The organism is Mycobacterium sp. NGS11 (assembly GCF_059813315.1).
Map to the genome: position 1 here is coordinate 45,564 of NZ_JCALEJ010000009.1, position 18,027 is coordinate 63,590.

The 18,027-nt window shown below is 68.8% G+C and carries 17 protein-coding genes; 11 read left to right on the forward strand and 6 right to left on the reverse strand.

The window, feature by feature from the left end:
* Positions 1-2: 2 nt before the first annotated feature.
* Entirely contained in the window at positions 3-1,667 is a 1,665-nt protein-coding gene (locus AC5Y4T_RS13215; protein ID WP_499947768.1) for an NAD(P)/FAD-dependent oxidoreductase, read from the reverse strand.
* 252 nt (positions 1,668-1,919) lie between these two features.
* On the opposite strand from AC5Y4T_RS13215, the gene infA reads away from it, so the two are divergent.
* From infA to truA, 8 genes are all read left to right on the forward strand, one after another.
* Entirely contained in the window at positions 1,920-2,141 is a 222-nt protein-coding gene (gene infA / locus AC5Y4T_RS13220; RefSeq protein ID WP_003418601.1) for a translation initiation factor IF-1, read from the forward strand.
* Positions 2,142-2,192: 51 nt separating this feature from the next.
* Entirely contained in the window at positions 2,193-2,306 is a 114-nt protein-coding gene (gene rpmJ, locus AC5Y4T_RS13225; protein ID WP_003879483.1) for a 50S ribosomal protein L36, read from the forward strand.
* 183 nt (positions 2,307-2,489) lie between these two features.
* A complete protein-coding gene (gene rpsM / locus AC5Y4T_RS13230; protein ID WP_067129331.1) occupies positions 2,490-2,864 on the forward strand; it encodes a 30S ribosomal protein S13 in 375 nt (124 codons plus the stop codon).
* 6 nt (positions 2,865-2,870) lie between these two features.
* Positions 2,871-3,290: a 30S ribosomal protein S11 gene (rpsK, locus tag AC5Y4T_RS13235; protein WP_067129334.1), complete on the forward strand. Its 420-nt coding sequence runs from the start codon at positions 2,871-2,873 to the stop codon at positions 3,288-3,290.
* Between the two features lie 9 nt (positions 3,291-3,299).
* Positions 3,300-3,905 carry a 30S ribosomal protein S4 gene (gene rpsD, locus AC5Y4T_RS13240; RefSeq protein ID WP_067833946.1) on the forward strand — a complete coding sequence of 202 codons (606 nt, stop codon included), beginning with the start codon at positions 3,300-3,302 and terminating at the stop codon, positions 3,903-3,905.
* 131 nt (positions 3,906-4,036) lie between these two features.
* Complete coding sequence (locus tag AC5Y4T_RS13245; protein ID WP_007773471.1) at positions 4,037-5,080, forward strand: DNA-directed RNA polymerase subunit alpha; 1,044 nt, start codon at positions 4,037-4,039, stop codon at positions 5,078-5,080.
* A 59-nt stretch (positions 5,081-5,139) separates the two neighbouring features.
* Positions 5,140-5,772 carry a 50S ribosomal protein L17 gene (rplQ, locus tag AC5Y4T_RS13250; protein ID WP_499920633.1) on the forward strand — a complete coding sequence of 211 codons (633 nt, stop codon included), beginning with the start codon at positions 5,140-5,142 and terminating at the stop codon, positions 5,770-5,772.
* Positions 5,702-6,613 (forward strand): tRNA pseudouridine(38-40) synthase TruA, encoded by a 912-nt coding sequence (gene truA / locus AC5Y4T_RS13255; RefSeq protein ID WP_499920631.1) that lies wholly within the window; start codon positions 5,702-5,704, stop codon positions 6,611-6,613. Before rplQ ends, truA begins: the two co-directional genes overlap by 71 nt.
* A gap of 4 nt (positions 6,614-6,617) precedes the next feature.
* Here the strand turns inward: truA and AC5Y4T_RS13260 are convergent, their stop codons facing one another.
* From AC5Y4T_RS13260 to AC5Y4T_RS13270, 3 genes are read right to left on the reverse strand one after another with little or no spacing between them, the layout of a single operon-like run.
* Complete coding sequence (locus AC5Y4T_RS13260) at positions 6,618-7,268, reverse strand: cutinase family protein (protein ID WP_499920629.1); 651 nt, start codon at positions 7,266-7,268, stop codon at positions 6,618-6,620.
* Between the two features lie 2 nt (positions 7,269-7,270).
* A complete protein-coding gene (locus tag AC5Y4T_RS13265; protein ID WP_499920627.1) occupies positions 7,271-7,906 on the reverse strand; it encodes a cutinase family protein in 636 nt (211 codons plus the stop codon).
* A gap of 42 nt (positions 7,907-7,948) precedes the next feature.
* Complete coding sequence (locus AC5Y4T_RS13270; RefSeq protein WP_499920776.1) at positions 7,949-8,776, reverse strand: cutinase family protein; 828 nt, start codon at positions 8,774-8,776, stop codon at positions 7,949-7,951.
* 181 nt (positions 8,777-8,957) lie between these two features.
* Here AC5Y4T_RS13270 and eccB point away from each other — a divergent pair, with 181 nt between their 5' ends.
* Positions 8,958-10,328 (forward strand): type VII secretion protein EccB, encoded by a 1,371-nt coding sequence (gene eccB, locus AC5Y4T_RS13275; RefSeq protein WP_499920625.1) that lies wholly within the window; start codon positions 8,958-8,960, stop codon positions 10,326-10,328.
* Here the strand turns inward: eccB and mycP are convergent.
* Positions 10,293-11,603, reverse strand: a complete 1,311-nt coding sequence (mycP, locus tag AC5Y4T_RS13280) for a type VII secretion-associated serine protease mycosin (protein ID WP_499920623.1) — start codon at positions 11,601-11,603, stop codon at positions 10,293-10,295. The genes eccB and mycP overlap by 36 nt on opposite strands.
* Complete coding sequence (gene eccD, locus AC5Y4T_RS13285; protein WP_499920622.1) at positions 11,603-12,973, reverse strand: type VII secretion integral membrane protein EccD; 1,371 nt, start codon at positions 12,971-12,973, stop codon at positions 11,603-11,605. Before eccD ends, mycP begins: the two co-directional genes overlap by 1 nt.
* Before the next feature lie 128 nt (positions 12,974-13,101).
* Between eccD and eccCb the strand changes: the two genes are divergently transcribed.
* Entirely contained in the window at positions 13,102-16,758 is a 3,657-nt protein-coding gene (gene eccCb / locus AC5Y4T_RS13290; protein ID WP_499953590.1) for a type VII secretion protein EccCb, read from the forward strand.
* Positions 16,755-17,984, forward strand: a complete 1,230-nt coding sequence (locus tag AC5Y4T_RS13295) for a type VII secretion-associated protein (protein ID WP_499920618.1) — start codon at positions 16,755-16,757, stop codon at positions 17,982-17,984. Before eccCb ends, AC5Y4T_RS13295 begins: the two co-directional genes overlap by 4 nt.
* Positions 17,985-18,027 lie beyond the last annotated feature (43 nt).

Sequence of the window (18,027 nt, forward strand, 5' to 3'; positions counted from 1 at the left end):
TCCTAGCTCTCGGCCAGGTAGCGGTGGACCAGCATGACGGCCATCGATCCCTCACCGACGGCGGCCGCGACCCGTTTGGCCGACGTCGAGCGGACGTCGCCGGTGGCGAACACCCCCGGGACGCTGGTTTCCAGGTGATGCGGCGGGCGATCCAGCGTCCAGCCGCACACGTTGCGCAGGTCCGGACCGGTCAGGATGAAGCCGTGGTCGTCGCGGGCCACCACCCCGTCCAGCCAGTCGGTGCGCGGGGCGGCCCCGATGAAGATGAACATCCGGGCGCAGGCGACTTCTTGGGTCTCTTCGGTCCGGTTGTTGACCAGGGTCAGCTTCTCCAGGTGGCCCTCGCCGGTCGCGCGCCGCACCTCGGTACAGGTCAGGACGTTGATCTTCGGGTTCGCCTCGATCTGCTGGATCAGGTAGTAGGACATCGACGCCTCCAGCGACGGGGCGCGCACGACGATGTTGACCGACTTGGCCGTCCGGGACAGGTACATGGCGGCCTGGCCGGCCGAGTTGGCCCCGCCGATCACGTAGACGTCTTCGTCCTCGCAGTCCGACGCGACGGAGACGGCCGCCCCGTAGTAGATGCCGCAGCCGGTCAGTTCCGAGCAGCCCTCGGCCTGCAGCTGGCGGTAGGCGACCCCGGTGGCGAGGATGACCGCGTGCGCGTCGATGGAGCCGCCGTCGGCGAACCGCACGGTGCGCTTGGATCCGTTCACCTCCAGGGCGACGGCCTTGCGGGCGGTGATCAGCTCGGCGCCGAACTTCTCCGCCTGCCGGCGGGCGCGGTCGGCCAGCTGACCTCCCGAAACCCCGTCCGGGAAGCCCAGATAGTTCTCGATGCGCGAGCTCTGGCCCGCCTGACCGCCGGTGGCGGTGTGCTCGATGAGCACCGTGCGCAGGCCCTCGGAGGCGCCGTATACGGCGGCGGCCAGGCCCGCGGGGCCCCCGCCGACGACGATCAGGTCGTAGAACTCCTGCGACGGCGTGGTGGTCAGGCCGAGCTTGTCGGCCAGCTCGGCGTCGGTGGGTTCGACGAGCGGGTGGCCGCGTTCGGTGATGACGACGGGTAGCCGCAGGCTGTCGGCGCCGGCGGCGTTGAGCAGCCGCTCGCCGGCGGGCTCGTCGGCCATGAACCACGTGTAGTACAGGCCGTTGCGGGCCAAGAAGTCGCGGACCTCCCATGAACGCGCCGACCAGCGGTGGCCGACCACCTTGGTGTGTGGGACGGGGTGCTCGGGCGCGGCCCGCCAGGCGTCCAATAGCCCGTCGATGACGGGGTAGAACTTCTCCTCCGGCGGATCCCACGGCTTGAGCAGGTAGTGGTCCAGGTCGACGACGTTGATCGCGTCGATGGCGGCGTGCGTATCGGCGTAGGCGGTCAGCAGCACCCGGCGCGCCGCGGGATACAGGTCCATCGCCTGCTCGAGGAACTCGATGCCGCTCATCTGCGGCATCCGGTAGTCGGCGATGAGCACCGCGACCGTCTCGCCGCGCAGTTTGAGCTCCTTGAGCGTGCCCAGGGCGTCGGGCCCGGATTCCGCGCGCACGATCCGATGGGCCTCGCCGTAGTGGCGGCGCAGGTCCCGGGCGACCGCCCGGGACACCGAGGGATCGTCGTCGACGGTCAGCATGACGGGCTTGCGCGGGCTTGAGGGGTTGGTCATCGGCGTCAAGTATGCGCTCGTCAGCGGCCGTGTGGGAGGTCGAGGGCGGCCGCCGCGTTCCGCCGACAGCGATTTTGGTGGAGCGGATTCACCAGGTATCGTGGAACAACGGTGCGGCATCCGCGCCGACTTTTTGTGTGCCAAGTTCCTAGGAATTTCCTGTCACCGGCTCACGTTCCAAGTCGGTGCAATGTTGCGTCGAGGCGGGCGCAGACGAGAACGAAACTATACGACGAGGATTCTTAACTAGTTATGGCCAAGAAGGACGGCGCCATCGAGGTGGAAGGCCGGGTGGTCGAGCCCCTGCCCAATGCGATGTTCCGCATTGAGCTGGAGAACGGTCACAAGGTGCTTGCCCACATCAGCGGCAAGATGCGGCAGCACTACATCCGCATCCTGCCCGAGGACCGGGTGGTGGTGGAGTTGTCTCCCTACGACCTGTCCCGCGGCCGCATCGTGTACCGGTACAAGTAAAAGCGCCTGATCTCCAACAACTCGAACGAAACAGAACAGGATCGAACAGCCGTGAAGGTGAACCCGAGCGTCAAGCCAATCTGTGACAAGTGCAGGGTGATCCGTCGGCATGGGCGGGTCATGGTGATCTGCTCCGATCCGCGCCACAAGCAGCGCCAGGGCTAGCCGGTAGGCGCTGCGGCGCCCCGGTAGTACCCACACAACTGAATGCAGACCTCCCAGCACCAGTGAGCGGCTGGCATCTATAGAGATGGGCTAGCTCATCCACGCCCGGACGGAGGCCGGGCCCCCATCAAGGGGAACGGGCTGGGAACAGACCTCCGCCTAGAAAAAGAGGAAACGCCACCTATGGCTCGACTAGTCGGCGTCGATCTTCCGCGTGATAAGCGGATGGAGATCGCCCTGACCTACATTTTCGGCGTCGGCCGCACGCGGTCGAACGAGATCCTGGCAGCTACCGGCATCGACAAGGACCTGCGCACCAGGGATCTGACCGATGACCAGCTGACCCACCTGCGTGACTACATCGAGGCAAACCTGAAGGTGGAGGGTGACCTCCGCCGCGAGACGCAGGCCGACATCCGCCGCAAGATCGAGATCGGCTGCTACCAGGGCCTGCGGCACCGCCGCGGCCTGCCGGTACGCGGTCAGCGGACCAAGACCAACGCGCGTACCCGCAAGGGCCCCAAGCGCACCATCGCCGGCAAGAAGAAGGCCAGGTAACCCCCGATGCCACCAGCAAAGAAGGCGGGCGCCTCGGCGCCCAAGAAGGGTCAGAAGACCCGCAGGCGGGAAAAGAAGAACATTCCGCACGGTGCCGCCCACATCAAGAGCACCTTCAACAACACGATCGTCACGATCACCGACCCCCAGGGCAACGTCATCGCATGGGCTTCGTCGGGTCACGTCGGCTTCAAGGGGTCCCGCAAGTCGACCCCGTTCGCAGCCCAGCTGGCCGCCGAGAACGCCGCGCGCAAGGCGCAGGAGCACGGCGTCAAGAAGGTCGATGTGTTCGTGAAGGGCCCGGGTTCGGGCCGCGAGACCGCGATTCGGTCGCTGCAGGCCGCCGGCCTGGAGGTCGGTGCGATTGCCGACGTCACCCCCCAGCCGCACAACGGCTGCCGACCGCCGAAGCGCAGAAGGGTCTAGGAGACAACCATGGCTCGTTACACCGGACCCATCACTCGCAAGTCGCGCCGGCTGCGCACCGACCTCGTCGGTGGCGACCAGGCCTTCGAGAAGCGTCCCTACCCGCCGGGCCAGCACGGCCGCGCGCGGATCAAGGAAAGCGAATACCTGCTGCAGCTGCAGGAGAAGCAGAAGGCCCGCTTCACCTACGGCGTGATGGAGAAGCAGTTCCGTCGCTACTACGAAGAGGCCGTGCGGCAATCCGGCAAGACCGGCGAGGAGCTGCTGCGCATCCTGGAGAGCCGGCTGGACAACGTCGTGTACCGCGCCGGTCTGGCGCGGACCCGGCGGATGGCGCGTCAGCTGGTCAGCCACGGACACTTCAGCGTCAACGGCGTGCACGTCAACGTGCCGAGCTACCGGGTGTCCCAGCACGACATCATCGATGTGCGGGACAGCTCGCTGAACACCGTGCCGTTCCAGATCGCGCGGGAGACTGCGGGCGACCGGCCGATCCCGAGCTGGCTGCAGGTGGTGGGGGAGCGTCAGCGCATCCTCGTCCACCAGCTGCCCGAGCGGGCGCAGATCGACGTGCCGCTCACCGAGCAGCTCATCGTCGAGTTCTACTCGAAGTAACGGACTTCCGGGCCGTCCGGCTCGGGAACTTGCGGGGATCGCAAGCGCGGCGAAGCCGGGCGCAGCGGGTCACCGCGAGACAACACCGCGGCATCAAATAGCGGGTGCCGAGAAGGAGAAGAAGAAACACCATGCTGATCTCTCAGCGACCCACATTGTCGGAGGAAGTTCTCACCGACAGCCGCTCCCAGTTCGTCATCGAGCCGCTGGAGCCGGGATTCGGCTACACCCTGGGCAATTCGTTGCGCCGGACGCTGCTGTCCTCGATTCCGGGTGCGGCCGTCACCAGCATCCGCATCGACGGCGTGCTGCACGAGTTCACCACCGTGCCGGGCGTCAAGGAAGACGTCACCGCGATCATCTTGAACCTCAAGAGCCTGGTGGTGTCGTCCGAGGAGGACGAGCCGGTCACCATGTACCTGCGCAAGCAGGGCCCGGGCGAGGTCACCGCGGGTGACATCGTGCCGCCGGCCGGTGTCACCGTGCACAATCCCGACCTGCACATCGCGACGCTGAACGACAAGGGCAAGCTCGAGGTCGAGCTGGTCGTCGAGCGCGGCCGTGGCTACGTGCCCGCCGTGCAGAACCGCGCCTCCGGTGCCGAAATCGGCCGTATCCCAGTCGATTCCATCTACTCGCCGGTGCTCAAGGTCACCTACAAGGTGGACGCCACCCGTGTCGAGCAGCGCACCGACTTCGACAAGCTGATCCTGGACGTCGAGACCAAGAGCTCGATCAACCCACGTGACGCGCTGGCGTCGGCCGGCAAGACGCTGGTCGAATTGTTCGGTCTGGCACGCGAACTCAACGTCGAGGCCGAGGGCATCGAGATCGGGCCGTCGCCGGCCGAGGCCGACCACATCGCGTCGTTCGCCCTGCCGATCGACGACCTGGACCTGACGGTGCGGTCCTACAACTGCCTCAAGCGCGAGGGCGTGCACACCGTCGGTGAACTGGTGAGCCGCACCGAGTCCGACCTGCTCGACATCCGCAACTTCGGTCAGAAATCCATCGACGAGGTGAAGGTCAAGCTGCACCAGCTGGGCCTGTCGCTCAAGGACAGCCCGCCGAGCTTCGACCCCTCGCAGGTCGCGGGTTACGACGTCGCAACGGGCACCTGGTCCAGCGAGGCGTCCTACGACGACCAGGACTACGCGGAAACCGAACAGCTGTAATCAATCCGTCCCGGCCCTACCTGATACGGGGGCCGGCCCCCAATGAGGAGATAGTCGCAATGCCCAAGCCCACCAAGGGACCTCGCCTCGGCGGGTCGTCTTCGCACCAGAAGGCCCTGCTGGCCAACTTGGCCACCTCGCTGTTCGAGCACGGCCGAATCAAGACGACCGAGCCCAAGGCGCGCGCGTTGCGGCCGTATGCGGAGAAGCTGATCACGCACGCGAAAAAGGGTGCGCTGCACAACCGTCGAGAGGTGCTGAAGAAGATCCGCGACAAGGACGTGGTGCACGTCCTGTTCGAGGAGATCGGTCCCTTCTTCGCCGACCGCAACGGCGGCTACACCCGCATCATCAAGGTCGAGCCGCGCAAGGGCGACAACGCGCCCATGGCCGTGATCGAGCTGGTGCGGGAGAAGACGGTCACCTCCGAGGCCGATCGGGCTCGTCGGGTGAAGGCGTCGAAGAAGGCCGATGCTCCTGTCGCGGCAGCGGCGGCACCTCAGGCGGCCGTCGAGCCGCAGGAAGCCGTCGGCCCGACGGCCGAGGAAGTCACCGAGCCGGCCGAGACCGAGGCGGCGGAAACCGAGGCCACGCCGGCCGAGGCCGCCGCTGAAGAGAAGCATGACGAGGCCGTGGCCGCGCGAGCCGAAGCCGAAGCCGCCGAGGCGAACGACGAGGCTGACGAGAGTTAACGATCACGTCCGTCTGCGGCTCGACATCGCCTACGACGGAACAGGTTTCGCGGGCTGGGCCACTCAAGCCGGCCAACGGACCGTGGCGGGAGTGCTCGACGAAGCGCTGACGACCGTCCTTCGCACGCCGGTGCGGCTGCGCGCGGCGGGACGCACCGACGCCGGAGTGCACGCCACCGGCCAGGTGGCTCACGTCGACGTGCCGCTGGACGCGCTGCCGAACGCCTACCCGCGCGCACCGCACGTCGGTGAACCCGAGTTCCTGCCGCTGCTGCGGCGGCTGGGCCGGTTTCTGCCCACCGATGTCCGGGTCGTCGATATCACCCGCGCGCCTGCGGGCTTCGACGCCCGGTTCTCTGCGCTACGCCGTCACTATGTGTATCGCATCTCGACGGCGCCCTGGGGTGTGCAGCCGCTGCAGGCCCGCTATGTCACCGCCTGGCCGCGTCAACTGGATGTCGAGGCGATGGCCGCCGCATCACGAGATCTGTTGGGGTTGCACGATTTCGCCGCGTTCTGTCGTCATCGCGAGAACGCCACCACCATTCGCGACCTGCAGCGACTGGACTGGGCTCGCGACGGTGACCTGATCACCGCGTCCGTCAGCGCCGACGCGTTCTGCTGGTCGATGGTGCGCTCACTGGTCGGCGCGCTGCTGGCCGTCGGCGAACATCGCCGCCCGGTCTCTTACTGCCGCGAATTGCTCACCGCCACGGCACGATCCAGCGATTTTGCCGCCGCGCCCGCCCACGGCTTGTCGCTGGTCGGTGTCGACTACCCGCCGGATGACCAACTCGCCGCGCGCAACTTGATCACCCGGGATGTGCGCTCGCGGGACTGAGCGGTCACAGCCTGGCAGCGACGAAGTCGGCGGCCTGATCGACCAGCCCGGAGTCGATATACGAGGGCTGCAGATGCGAAGGCCAATTCAGGCCGGCCGCCGAACAGATCGGGTCCCCCTTCGCGCACACATCGATGGTCTTGGCGGCGAAGGCGCGGTCGAAGTCCGGGACCGGGCCAAGCACTTTGCGGGTGCCGTTACCGAACAAGGCGACGGCCGCCACCTGCTGATCGAATGCCGGCGGCAGCGGGTTGGTGAATCCGAATGCCGGTTGCGTCACGGCGACAACCAGATCGGCGGAAACGGCACCCAGCGAATAGCCGCCGAGCACCTCGCGGGTACCCGGGCAGGTTCTCGCCATCTGCTGGACGTGCGCGCTCATGTCGTTCGCGCCCTTGGCCGGGCTGACATCGGCGGGATAGTTGACGCCGTAGGCCCCCACCGGCATACGCACCTTGGCGCGCAAAGAATTGACGAATGCGGCGCCGACATAACCGACGCCGGGTGGCTCCTCGCGGCCGCGGGCGAAAACCACTTCGGCGCCTGGGCATTCCGCCGATGCGGCCGGTAGGGGGAGGGTGGTGACCGCCAGGGTGAGCAGCGATGCCCCGGCGATGGACGCGGCACCCGCCGCGCCGTACCAGCGCTGACTCAAAATCAGACCCTGCCCGCCACGAAATTCGCGGCCCTGTTGGTCAATCCGGGCACGTAGCTCAGGTGCGAACTCCATTGCGTGCCCCCCGAGCAGATCGGGTCGCCCGGATTGCACAGGTCGATGGTCTTGCCCTCGAAATTCGGGGACAGAGCGCTCATCAGCTGACCCGCGCGGCCGGACGGATTGCCGAACAGGGCGACGGCTGCGACATGGTCGGCGGCCTGGGGCGGCAACGGCTGGCGGTAGCCGAGGGCGGATATCGGTGCGGCCGTGACGATGTCGACGACGGCGGCGCCCTGGGAGTAGCCGCCCAGCACCAGTTTGGTGTTGGGACAGTTGACGGCCATCTGCTGAACGTGGGTGCTGGCGTCGTTGGCGCCGTTGGTGGCGGCCAGGAAGTCCTTGCTGGCCGGGTAGTTCACCGCATATGCGCCAACGCTTTTGCGGGTCTGCTCGCGCAACGCGCTGACGAAGGCACCGCCCACCTTGCCGACGCCCGGTGGCTCGTCGGTGCCCCGGGCGAACACCACTTCAACGCCGGGGCACGACGCCGACGCATGCGGAATCAGTTGGGGAGCAATCAATAACGCTCCCGTCACGCCAACTCCGATGCCCAGCCCGAACGGGATAAGCCTCACACAGCGATGTTAAGGGGGCGTTGATAACCCGACGGTAACGATTTAGACGAGAGGTGCTTGCGGTGAAGCCGTAGCCGGCGCGGGCACCGCCGGCGTGGGCGCCGGACCGGGGCCGGTACCGCCATGGATCGACGGGCCCGACCCGGGCTGCTGTGGACCGTAGCCGGGGGAGGTCTGCGGGCCGGTTCCTAGCGGTGGCCCGAAGGCGGGCGACTGCTGGCCGAGACCGGCGCCGGCCAGTTTCTGCGCGACGAAGGCCGCGGCCTGGGTGGTGTAGACGGGGACGTAGCCCTCGGTGTGCCCACTCCACTCGTTGCCGGGGCCGGCATGGCAGATCGGGTCGTTGGGGTTGCACAGGTCGATGGCCTTGGAGCCCAGCATCGCGCTCTGGCTGGGCAGCGTGCCGCCGGCGCGGTCGGCCACGTCACCGAAGGTAGCGACCGCCGCGATGTTGTTGGCGTACTGCGCAGGCAGCGTGCTGCCCCAGCTGATGCCACCGATCGGGACGCCGGCCACGATGTCCATCACCGAGGCGCCCTGCGAGTAACCGCCCAGCACGATCTTGGTGTTGGGGCACTTCTCCACGCTCTTCTTGACGCGGTCGATCGTGTCGTTGGCGCCGTCGCCGCCGTGCAGCTGCAGCTTGCTGGCCGCGTAGTTGACGCCGTAGGGCAGGATGTTCAGGCCGGTCTGCTGGCGCAGCGAGTCCACAAACGCGTCGCCCACCCGGCCCAGGCCAGGGGGCTCGTTGGTGCCGCGGGCGAAGATCACCTCGACGTCCGGGCAGTCGTCGGCGGAGGCTTTCGGCGCTGCGGCGGGCGTCGCGACCAGGCCGGCAGCGATAACCAGGGCAGAAACGCCCAGGCCGATCAGAGGGCCCGCTGACCGCGCGGTAACCGCCCGACGGGTACGTACACGGTGAGTTTGCACCGGGCAATTTTATCCGACTCGTGATGCGCCCGAACCCGAATGACCTGTGGATAACCGCTCTGGCACCCCGAAGCGGCGGCCTACCGTGGCGGTCAGCGCAACCATCGAGTCAGGAGATCACGTGCCGCGTCAGCCGGCCATGTGGCTGCAGGTCAGCGCGTACCGGTATTTGCTGCGGCGCACCGAAAGCGCGCTGCTGGGGCAGCATGCCGGGTTTCGCTCGCGCCCGCGGCCGGTGGCGTTTGGGTGCGTGATCACCGCTGTTGCCGTAGCCGGCTGCGCGCTGCTGGCCGTGCTGCGGCCTCATGTGGCGCTGGATCGCGCGCAGATCGTGGTGAGCCCGGCGTCGGGCGCTTTATTCGTACGAGTGGGCGACGTCTGGCATCCGGTGCTCAACCTGGCGTCCGCCCGGCTCATCGCCGCGACGGCCGCCAACCCGCAGGCGGTCACCGAGTCCGACCTCAACGCCACCAAACGCGGCCCGCTGCTGGGCATTCCGGGCGCACCGCAGTTTCTCGGCAGGTCGTTGCCGCCCGGGGAGGTGGATTGGTTGATATGCGCTAGCAGCGGCACTAGCACCACGACCGTCATCATCGGCCGCCGCTCCGAGGCACCAGCGGTGCACCGCGTTCTCACCGGGCAAGCGATCCTGGTGGGTACGGCTTCCGGCTCACCTGCCTACCTGCTCTACGACGGGCACCGGGCGCTGGTGGACCTCGGCGACGCTGCAGTGGTGCGCGCGCTGCGCCTCGAGGGCAGATCGCCGCTCCTCGTTTCGCAGGCATTGCTGAATGCGGTGCCGGAAGCGCCGCCGATCGCGCCGCCACGCATCCACGGTCGGGGTACCACGACGCCGCGATTGCCCGGATTCGCGGTCGGCAGTGTGCTTCGCGTCACACGCTCCGACGGCGACGACCACTACGTGGTGTTAGCCGCCGGGGTGCAGCGCATCGGGCAGGTGGCCGCCGACCTCCTGCGGTTCGACAACCCGCAGGAGACGACCCACCCGGTGACCGTCGCGCCCGACGCGATCCGGGCCGCGCCCGTCGTCGCCGAGCTGCCGGTTGGCCTCTTTCCCGACCGGGCGCCAACGCTGACCGAGCCGGCCGGCGCGTTGTGCGCCGGCTGGGAGCGGGTGGGATCCGGCCACAGCGACGTCGTGTTCCTGGCCGAGAGCCGGCTACCGATCCCGTCGGGCCGGGCGCCAGTGGCCTTGGCGCAAGCCGACGGCCCCGGCCCCGCGCTGGACGCCGTATACGTGCCGCCCGGCGCAAGCGCGTACGTGCGGGCGGGTGACAACGCCGGTACGCGTTACCTGATCACCGACACCGGCGTCCGGTTCGCCATTCACGACGACGACGCCGCGCACGCCCTCGGGGTCGACGAAGCGGGCCCGGCACCGTGGCCGCTTCTCACGCTGTTGCCCGCCGGACCCGAGTTGAGCCGACAGAACGCATCAATCGCACGCGATGTGGTCCCGGGCTCGCCGTAGGCGACCCCTGATCGCCCCGGTGGCCAGGGCGAGGGTCAGCGCAACCACGCAGATCGCGGCCCCGCGCAGCGCGGTGTCCCGCGCGCGAGAATCGCGCGGTTGCGCCCGCGGCGGCGCGGTGAGCGGCACGGCTGCCTTCGAAGGGACGGGACCGTCGCCGGGAGGGCCCGTGCCCGTGCTGACCGCCGCGAGCGGGTCGATGGTGCCGTTGCCGACGAGGGGATCCCATCCGGCGGGTGGATGATGCGCCGTCGTCTCGATGCGCTGCATCACCTGGCGGGCGGTCAAAGCCGGGAACCGGGCCCGGATCAGCGCGGCCAGTCCGCTGACCAGCGGGGCGGCATAGCTCGTGCCGGACACCGGCTCCGGCGCGAGTGACGTCACCGCCTCACCCGGCGCCGCGACGTCCACCCAGGGGCCGGCAAGGGTGAACGCCGACGGCGCCCCGCCGCCATTCACCGAGCCGACGGTCAGCACATAGTCGTCGTACCACGCCGGACTCACGGCCACCGTGATGGTCTGCCAGGTTGCATCGGCACGCTGAGCGGGACATTGCCCCGCGCCGGCATTGCCCGCCGCGGCCACGACGACGGCGTTCTTGACGTCCACGGCGTAGGCCAGTGCCGCGCCGAGCGCGCGGTCGTCGAGCGCCGAAGCCACCGGTGCGCACGCAACCGACGAAATGTTGATCACCGAGGCGCCCAGATCGGCCGCCGTCCGAACGGCTTTCGCCAGTGTGTCGACGTCACCGACTCCGGTGCGGGACCGGTCGCCGGTCGGGGCGAATTTCGCGCTGGACTGACGGATGCTGATCAATGTGGCTTCCGGTGCCATCCCGCTGAAGCCGTCGGCCTTGGAATCGGCTGCGGCCGCGATGATTCCAGCCACCAGCGTGCCGTGCGCGTCGCAATCCTGGGTGCCGTCGCCGGTGGACACGTAGTCGCCGCCCGGCACCACATCGGGCAGCCGGAGGTGTCGCGAAACCCCGGTGTCGATGACCGCGACCCGCTGTCCGGCCCCGCGGCCGAATTGCCAGACCGCCGCCAGGTCCCCCAGGCCCGTCGGCGGATTGCGGCCCGGTCCCGCCTCGACCGTCATCGTCGCGCAAATCTCGCGTTGCACGGTCGGCCACGGGGGGGCCGGCAAGGCGGGCTTCGGCAGCCGGCTCTCATCGATGTCCGGCGGCGAAACCGCTTGCGCCATTGGCATTTCCAATGTGGCTGCCAGCGTCAGCGCCGACACCGCCAGCAGGCGGCCGGTAGCGCGCGGACCCATCACGTGACGTTCAATCCCCGGGCGGCGCCGTACAGGCCACCGATCCAGCAAGTCAACGGAACCATCGCGACAAGCGCCACCAGCTCCAGTAGCCCGAGGCTCCGGCGCAGGACGGCCGAGGCCGGCCGTGCCGCGAAGCCCAAGTACACCGCCATCGCGACCGCCAGTATCGTCGCCGTCACGATCCATGGAGCGGGCACCGGGGCGCGCGATGCCGCAACGCCGAAGGTTGTTGCGGTAACGATGATCCCGCAGATCGCGAACACCAGCATCTTTCCCGTGTCGGTGGACCGCGAGCGCAGCAGCAGTAGCGCACCGGTGAGGGTGCCGAAGGCGGTGCAGGCCAAATTTGGCGCGCCGGCAAGCACGGTAACCACCGCGCCCAGGGTCGCCGATAACGACAAGCCGGCAAGCAGGCTTGTCAACCACATGTCGGCGCGGACCGCTTGAGAACGCAGCGTCGCGTCGCTCGGTTGACTCTCCGGTACCCCCAGCCGGGGCGACAACCCGGCCACAGCGATCGATGCGCGCGCCGCCACGGAGAGCAGGCCGACGGACACCAGCGCAGCCGCAGAAGCGACGATGCGCAGTGGCGCCGCGCTGACCACGCCCACCAGCCCCGCCATCGCCATGACCACGGCACAGGTCGCCACGGCGGTCGAAGTGACCACACCGCAGCCCGATACGCGCATCGCGACAACCGCGGTGACACCGGCGGCCGCCGCGGCCAGCAGCGCATTGGGCATGCCTGGCGCGCCGGGCACCGCCACAAAGCCGGCGGCCGCGGCGAACACCGTAGCGACAAGGCCCAACGTCAATCCGGCGGTCGGGTCCTGATAGCCGCGGTGCGCGACGGCGGCCAGCACGACGGCGAGGCCGCCGGCCGCCACCAACGCGGCGACCGTCGTGGCCACATCTCGGTTATCGTTGAGGCGCAACGCGTTACGCACAATCGTCAGGCCACCTGCGGCGGACCAGACGATCGCAGCCGCCGCCCCGACGAGTCGGACAGCGCGCGCGTGTGAAGCGCCGCCGCGCGGCTCGGTCCCCGCGTCGAGGGTGGCCGACACGACCTCCGCCACGTCGAGGTAGCGGACGTCGGGCAACGGCGCGGTGCTCCGGCTCAGCACCAGGGTTGCGCCGTCCTCGATGCCGTGCTGCGCCAGCGTCATCGACGGATCCAACCCGGATGCGCCGGGCAGCGACAAGCGGTAGCGCCAGGCCTCGTTGCCGTGATGGGCAGCCCCGAGGATGTCGACGACCGAGGGAATCAGCACGGCGATAGAGATTTTCGCGGGCAGCGTGACATCGGCGACCGCAGCGTCCCAATACACCGAGACGCGCCGCAGTCCGGTATCGGATGCAGGCAACAGCGAACCCTTCCGTCGGATTGCGAAGAAACATAGCCAGGCCGGTACGACCCGGTATCCGGTTGTGCACAGGTGACTTGCCGCCGGCGTCGGCGCTACTTAGCGTCGTCGCACGGGAAGGGGATGAGGTGACCGAGGCTGCCGCGGACATCATTGTCGAGGCGCCCCCGGACCTGCCGTCACCTACAGCGCCGGGCACACTCGCGCGGTTGCTGCCGGTTGCGCTGTCTCTGGTGGGACTGGGCGCCATGGCCGCGATGTTCACCGCTGGGACTGGTGCGGCCCGTAGCCCCGTGTTTCTGGCATTCCCGGCCACCATGCTGGTTTCGACCGTGGTGACGGGGCTGGCCGGTCGTGCCCGCAGGCAGGGCGGTAGCGTCGATGCCGACCGCGATCGATATTTGAGCTACCTCAGCGAGCTGGACCGGTCCGTGTCCGAAATCGCTGTGGCACAATACCGTTCATCGATCGGTCGGCATCCGGATCCCGACACGCTGTGGACGCTGATCGGCGGCTCGCGGATGTGGGAGCGGCGGCCAACCGACACGGACTTCGGCCTCGTGCGTGTGGGCATGGGGACACAGCCGCTCGCCCGCCGCTTGGTGGCGCCGCGGCTTCCGTCGGAAGAACTCCGCGACCCGGTCACCGCCACCGCGCTCGAACGTTTCCTGCATGTGCGCTCGACGGTCCGCGCTCCCGTCGCGATCGGCCTGCATGCGGGGACACGCGTGACGATCGACGGCGATCGGGACGAGGTGCGCGGGCTGCTCCGCGCGATTCTCTGCCAAATCGCCGTGCTGCACGCGCCCGACCAGATGCTGATCGTCGCGGTTGTCGACGACGAGAATCGCGGTCACTGGGATTGGCTGAAATGGCTTCCGCACAATCAACACCCGGTCGACATTGATGAGGCGGGCCCGGTGCGGATGATCTACCCGAGCACGACGGAAGCTCAGCGCGCGCTCGCCGCGATCCGAGGACCCGAAGCGGTGGTGGTCACGGACCTGGCCCCGGGCATCGACCCGATCGCCGACGTCACCACGATCGGGATAGGCACCAGCTGCGACGGCGCCCCGCTGACGATCCGGACGCCCGCCGGTCCGGCACCTGGATGGTGTCCGGACCGGATGGCGCCCTTGGATGCGCTGATATGTGCGCGCCGGCTGGCCCGGCATCACCCGCGCCCGGGCGGCGCTGAGCCGAATTGGCTGCAGTTGATGGGGCTTTCCGACTTGGACCGACTCGACCCGGTCGCGTGGTGGCGCCGCCGACGAGGCCGCGACCGACTTCGCGTACCGATCGGAACCACGGCCGGAGGCGCCCCGCTCGAGCTGGACATCAAGGAGCCGGCCGAAGACGGAATGGGCCCGCATGGGCTGTGCATCGGCGCGACCGGGTCCGGCAAGTCAGAGCTGTTGCGCACCATCGCGCTGGGCATGATGACGCACAACCCGCCGGACGCGCTCAACCTGCTGCTCATCGACTTCAAGGGCGGCGCAACCTTTCTCGACTACGCCCAGGCCCCACACGTCGCGGCGGTGATCACCAATCTGGCCGACGACGCGCCACTGGTGGCGCGGATGCGCGATGCCCTCTCCGGTGAGATGAACCGCCGCCAGCAGCTGCTGCGGACGGCGGGCTGCCCCAGCGTCGCGGCATACGAACGGGCACGCGGTGTCCGAAGGCTACCCCCACTGCCCACGCTGTTCGTCATCGTCGACGAGTTCTCCGAACTGCTCAGCCAGCATCCCGATTTCGCCGACACGTTCGCCGCGATCGGCCGCCTCGGCCGGTCGCTGGGCATGCATCTGCTGCTGGCGAGCCAGCGCCTCGACGAGGGCCGGCTGCGCGGATTGGAAGCCCACCTGTCGTATCGGATGTGCCTGAAGACACTGTCGGCCAACGAATCCCAGACCATATTGGATAGTCTCGACGCATACCGTCTGCCGAGCGCCCCCGGCGCCGGCTTCTTGCGCGTCGGCGGCGGCGAACCGATCCGCTTCCAGGCCGCGCTGGTTTCGGCGCCGCTGCCGACGAACAAGACGACCGGTGGGCACGCCGCGGCGGCGCGAACGGCGCGGGTGTTCGGCACCTGGGTGACCGGAGCGGTCAGCCGCGCCGCCGAGGTGAGCGAGGCGCCCGAACGAACCATCTCGAGTGCGGTCCTGGACCGCCTGACTGGCAAAGGACCGCCCGCGCATCGGGTTTGGCTGCCTCCGCTCGGGCCGGCGCCGGCGTTGCACGCCGTCCTGGCCGATACCACGTTCGCGCCGGGCGGCCTGGCCGTCCCCATCGGCATTGTCGACCGGCCCTTCGACCAATGCCGAACGCCGCTGGTGGTCGACATGTCCGGAGCCGCAGGAAATCTCGCGGTCATCGGTGCACCCCAATCCGGAAAATCGACGGCGCTACGCACGCTCATCACGGCCTTGGCGGCCACGCATAGCCCGCGCCAGGTGCAGTTTCACTGCCTGGATTTCGGCGGTGGGGCGCTGTCCGCGGTGCGCACGCTGCCGCATGTGGGGGCGGTCGCGGGCCGGGCGGAGCCGCGTCTGGTCGCCCGGATAGTCGCCGAGTGCGAGTCGGTCGTTCGTCGCCGTGAAGCCTTGTTCCGCGAGCATGGCATCGCGTCGATCGCCGAATACCGGCAGCGGCGTTCGGACATCGACGCGTCGCGTGATCCCTTCGGTGACGTGTTCCTCGTCATCGACGGCTGGGCGAGCGTGCGCCAGGACTTCGACACGCTGGAGGAGTCGGTCACCGCGCTGGCGGCTCAGGGGCTTTCGTACGGCGTGCACGTGGTGTTGTCCGCATCGCGGTGGTCGGAGCTGCGGCCGTCACTGAGGGATCAGATCGGCACGCGCATCGAGTTGCGGCTGGGTGATCCCGCCGACTCCGAAATCGACCGCAAGGCGGCCCAACATGTTCCGTATGCCAGCCCGGGGCGTGGTCTTTCTCGTGAGGGTCTGCACATGGTGATCGCCTTGCCCGTCGCCGAGGTGCCTGGCGGTGAATCGGTTGCTCCGGCGATACCGCTACTGCCGCAGCGCGTGGATCGCGAGGCGGTGGTGCGCCGGTGGGGTGCCGAGTTGCGGACGCGAATACTGCTCGGTCTGGGGGAGCGCGAACTGCAACCGGCCGCAGTCGATTTCGAACGCTGCTCGCATCTCCTCGTTCTCGGTGACAACGAGTGCGGGAAGACCGCGGCACTGCGGACCTTGTGCCGCGAGATCGTCCGGACGACGACGCCGGCCGAGGCCCAGCTGTTGATCGTCGACTTCCGGCGCACGCTGCTCGGTGTCGTCGAGTCGGAACATCTCGGCGGTTACGCCATGTCGCCCGCCGCCCTGGCGGTGTTGTTGCCCGGCCTGCTGGAGTCGCTGCAGGCGCGGATGCCGCCGGCTGACGCCACCCAGGCTCAGTTGCGCGGTGGCCGTTGGTGGTCTGGACCGGACCTCTACGTCGTCGTCGATGACTACGATCTGGTGGCCGGCCCGGCGGGCAATGGCCTGGCACCGATCGCCGAATTCCTGCCTTATGCAGCAGATCTGGGATTGCATCTGGTCCTCGCTCGGCGCAGCGGCGGACTCGAGCGCGCGATGTTCGAGCCGCTGTTGGCGAGTCTGCGTGACCTCGGTTGCGCGTCGCTGATGATGAGCGGATGTCCAGCGCGGGGTGCATCGTTGACTTCCACCGCGCCGATGCGATTGCCGCCGGGCCGCGGTGTACTCGCCGGTCGGGCCGGTGACGAGGAACTTGTCCAGGTCGCGTGGAGCCCACCGTGAGCGAGCACCCCGCGGTGGTCGAGGCCGGGCCCGGCACGATCCGGCGGTTATGCTGCGCCACAGGCGAAGTCGGCGACGAGGAGATGGCCGGCATTGTCCAAGCGGCACTGGATGCGATTGACGACGGGGTGGCGCTGGCAGGGGAGCGGCCGGCGGCCGTCGACGCACTGTGGGAAGCCGCGTTGCGATCGGCAAACCGCGGTCACCGCGACGGAATGGTCGTCGTGCATCCGTCGTGGTGGTGGGCGTCGCGCGTCGGTGTGGTGAGCGAGGCCGCCGCGGCCGTTTCAGGTCGGACGCGGACGCGAGCGTCGCTGCTGAGGCAGGCGTCGAGCGCCGCACCGGACGCGACCGTAGTGATCGAAATCGCCGAGCGGCTGGTGGCGATCACCGCGAGCCAGGTCGCAGCCGTACCGCGCACGGCCGAACCGCAGGCCGTCGCCCACAGCGTTGCGGGCATCGTCGCGGCGCTGGCGCCCGAAGCCGTGCTGATCGACACCCCGAGCACCGTCGCCGGTGCGCCGGTGCTGGCGGCGCTGATCGCCGACGCGGTACGCGATGGCGGACAAAACATTCCAGACATTCTGGAGATCAACGACTTTCGGTTGGCCCGGCTCGCGCGGTCGACGTACCCGGCAACACCCGAGCCGCCGGGGCCGGCCGCCACCGCGGGCGCCGCTCGCGCCCGCACGCGCAGCGGGCTCGTGGCGGCCGCGATCGTGGTCGCCACGGCGGCGCCGACCGCAATGACGATGGGCCGGCCCGATGTGGTGGCGCCGAGGCCGGTAGCGACCGCGCCGACAACGTTTCTGGTGGAAGGCCGGGTGGCGCTGTCGGTGCCGGCGACGTGGTCGGTCCAGCGCGTGGTGAGCGGACCCGGCTCGGCCCGGGTACAGGTCACCTCGCAGACAAATCCCGACGTGGCCTTGCACATCACCCAATCCCCGGTCGCCGGCGAGACGCTCAGTGGTACCGCCGAGCGGTTGAAGCACGCGATCGATGCCGAGACCCCGGGGGTGTTCGTCGACTTCAACCCTGCCGGAACCAGCGCCGGCCGCCCGGCGGTGACGTACCGCGAAGTGCGCCCCGGTCATCACGTGCGCTGGGCCGTGCTCCTGGACGGCCCGGTTCGGATCAGCATCGGTTGCCAGAGCCGGACCGGCGACGAAGACGCCGTCCGCGATGCCTGCGACCAGGCGGTGCGATCCGCTCACGCGATCGGCTGAAAATTTGTGGAACCGAAGGGCCGCGCCGGGGGTCGTATTTGGT

What these genes read in the sequence shown, in the direction of transcription:
- rpsD (WP_067833946.1), top strand. Translation starts at nt 3,300, where the DNA reads ATGGCTCGTTACACCGGACCCATCACTCGCAAGTCGCGCCGGCTGCGC.
- rplQ (WP_499920633.1), top strand. Translation starts at nt 5,140, where the DNA reads ATGCCCAAGCCCACCAAGGGACCTCGCCTCGGCGGGTCGTCTTCGCAC.
- rpsM (WP_067129331.1), top strand. Translation starts at nt 2,490, where the DNA reads ATGGCTCGACTAGTCGGCGTCGATCTTCCGCGTGATAAGCGGATGGAG.
- AC5Y4T_RS13215 (WP_499947768.1), bottom strand. Translation starts at nt 1,667, where the DNA reads ATGACCAACCCCTCAAGCCCGCGCAAGCCCGTCATGCTGACCGTCGAC.
- AC5Y4T_RS13245 (WP_007773471.1), top strand. Translation starts at nt 4,037, where the DNA reads ATGCTGATCTCTCAGCGACCCACATTGTCGGAGGAAGTTCTCACCGAC.
- infA (WP_003418601.1), top strand. Translation starts at nt 1,920, where the DNA reads ATGGCCAAGAAGGACGGCGCCATCGAGGTGGAAGGCCGGGTGGTCGAG.
- truA (WP_499920631.1), top strand. Translation starts at nt 5,702, where the DNA reads ATGACGAGGCCGTGGCCGCGCGAGCCGAAGCCGAAGCCGCCGAGGCGA.
- rpsK (WP_067129334.1), top strand. Translation starts at nt 2,871, where the DNA reads ATGCCACCAGCAAAGAAGGCGGGCGCCTCGGCGCCCAAGAAGGGTCAG.
- mycP (WP_499920623.1), bottom strand. Translation starts at nt 11,603, where the DNA reads ATGGGTCCGCGCGCTACCGGCCGCCTGCTGGCGGTGTCGGCGCTGACG.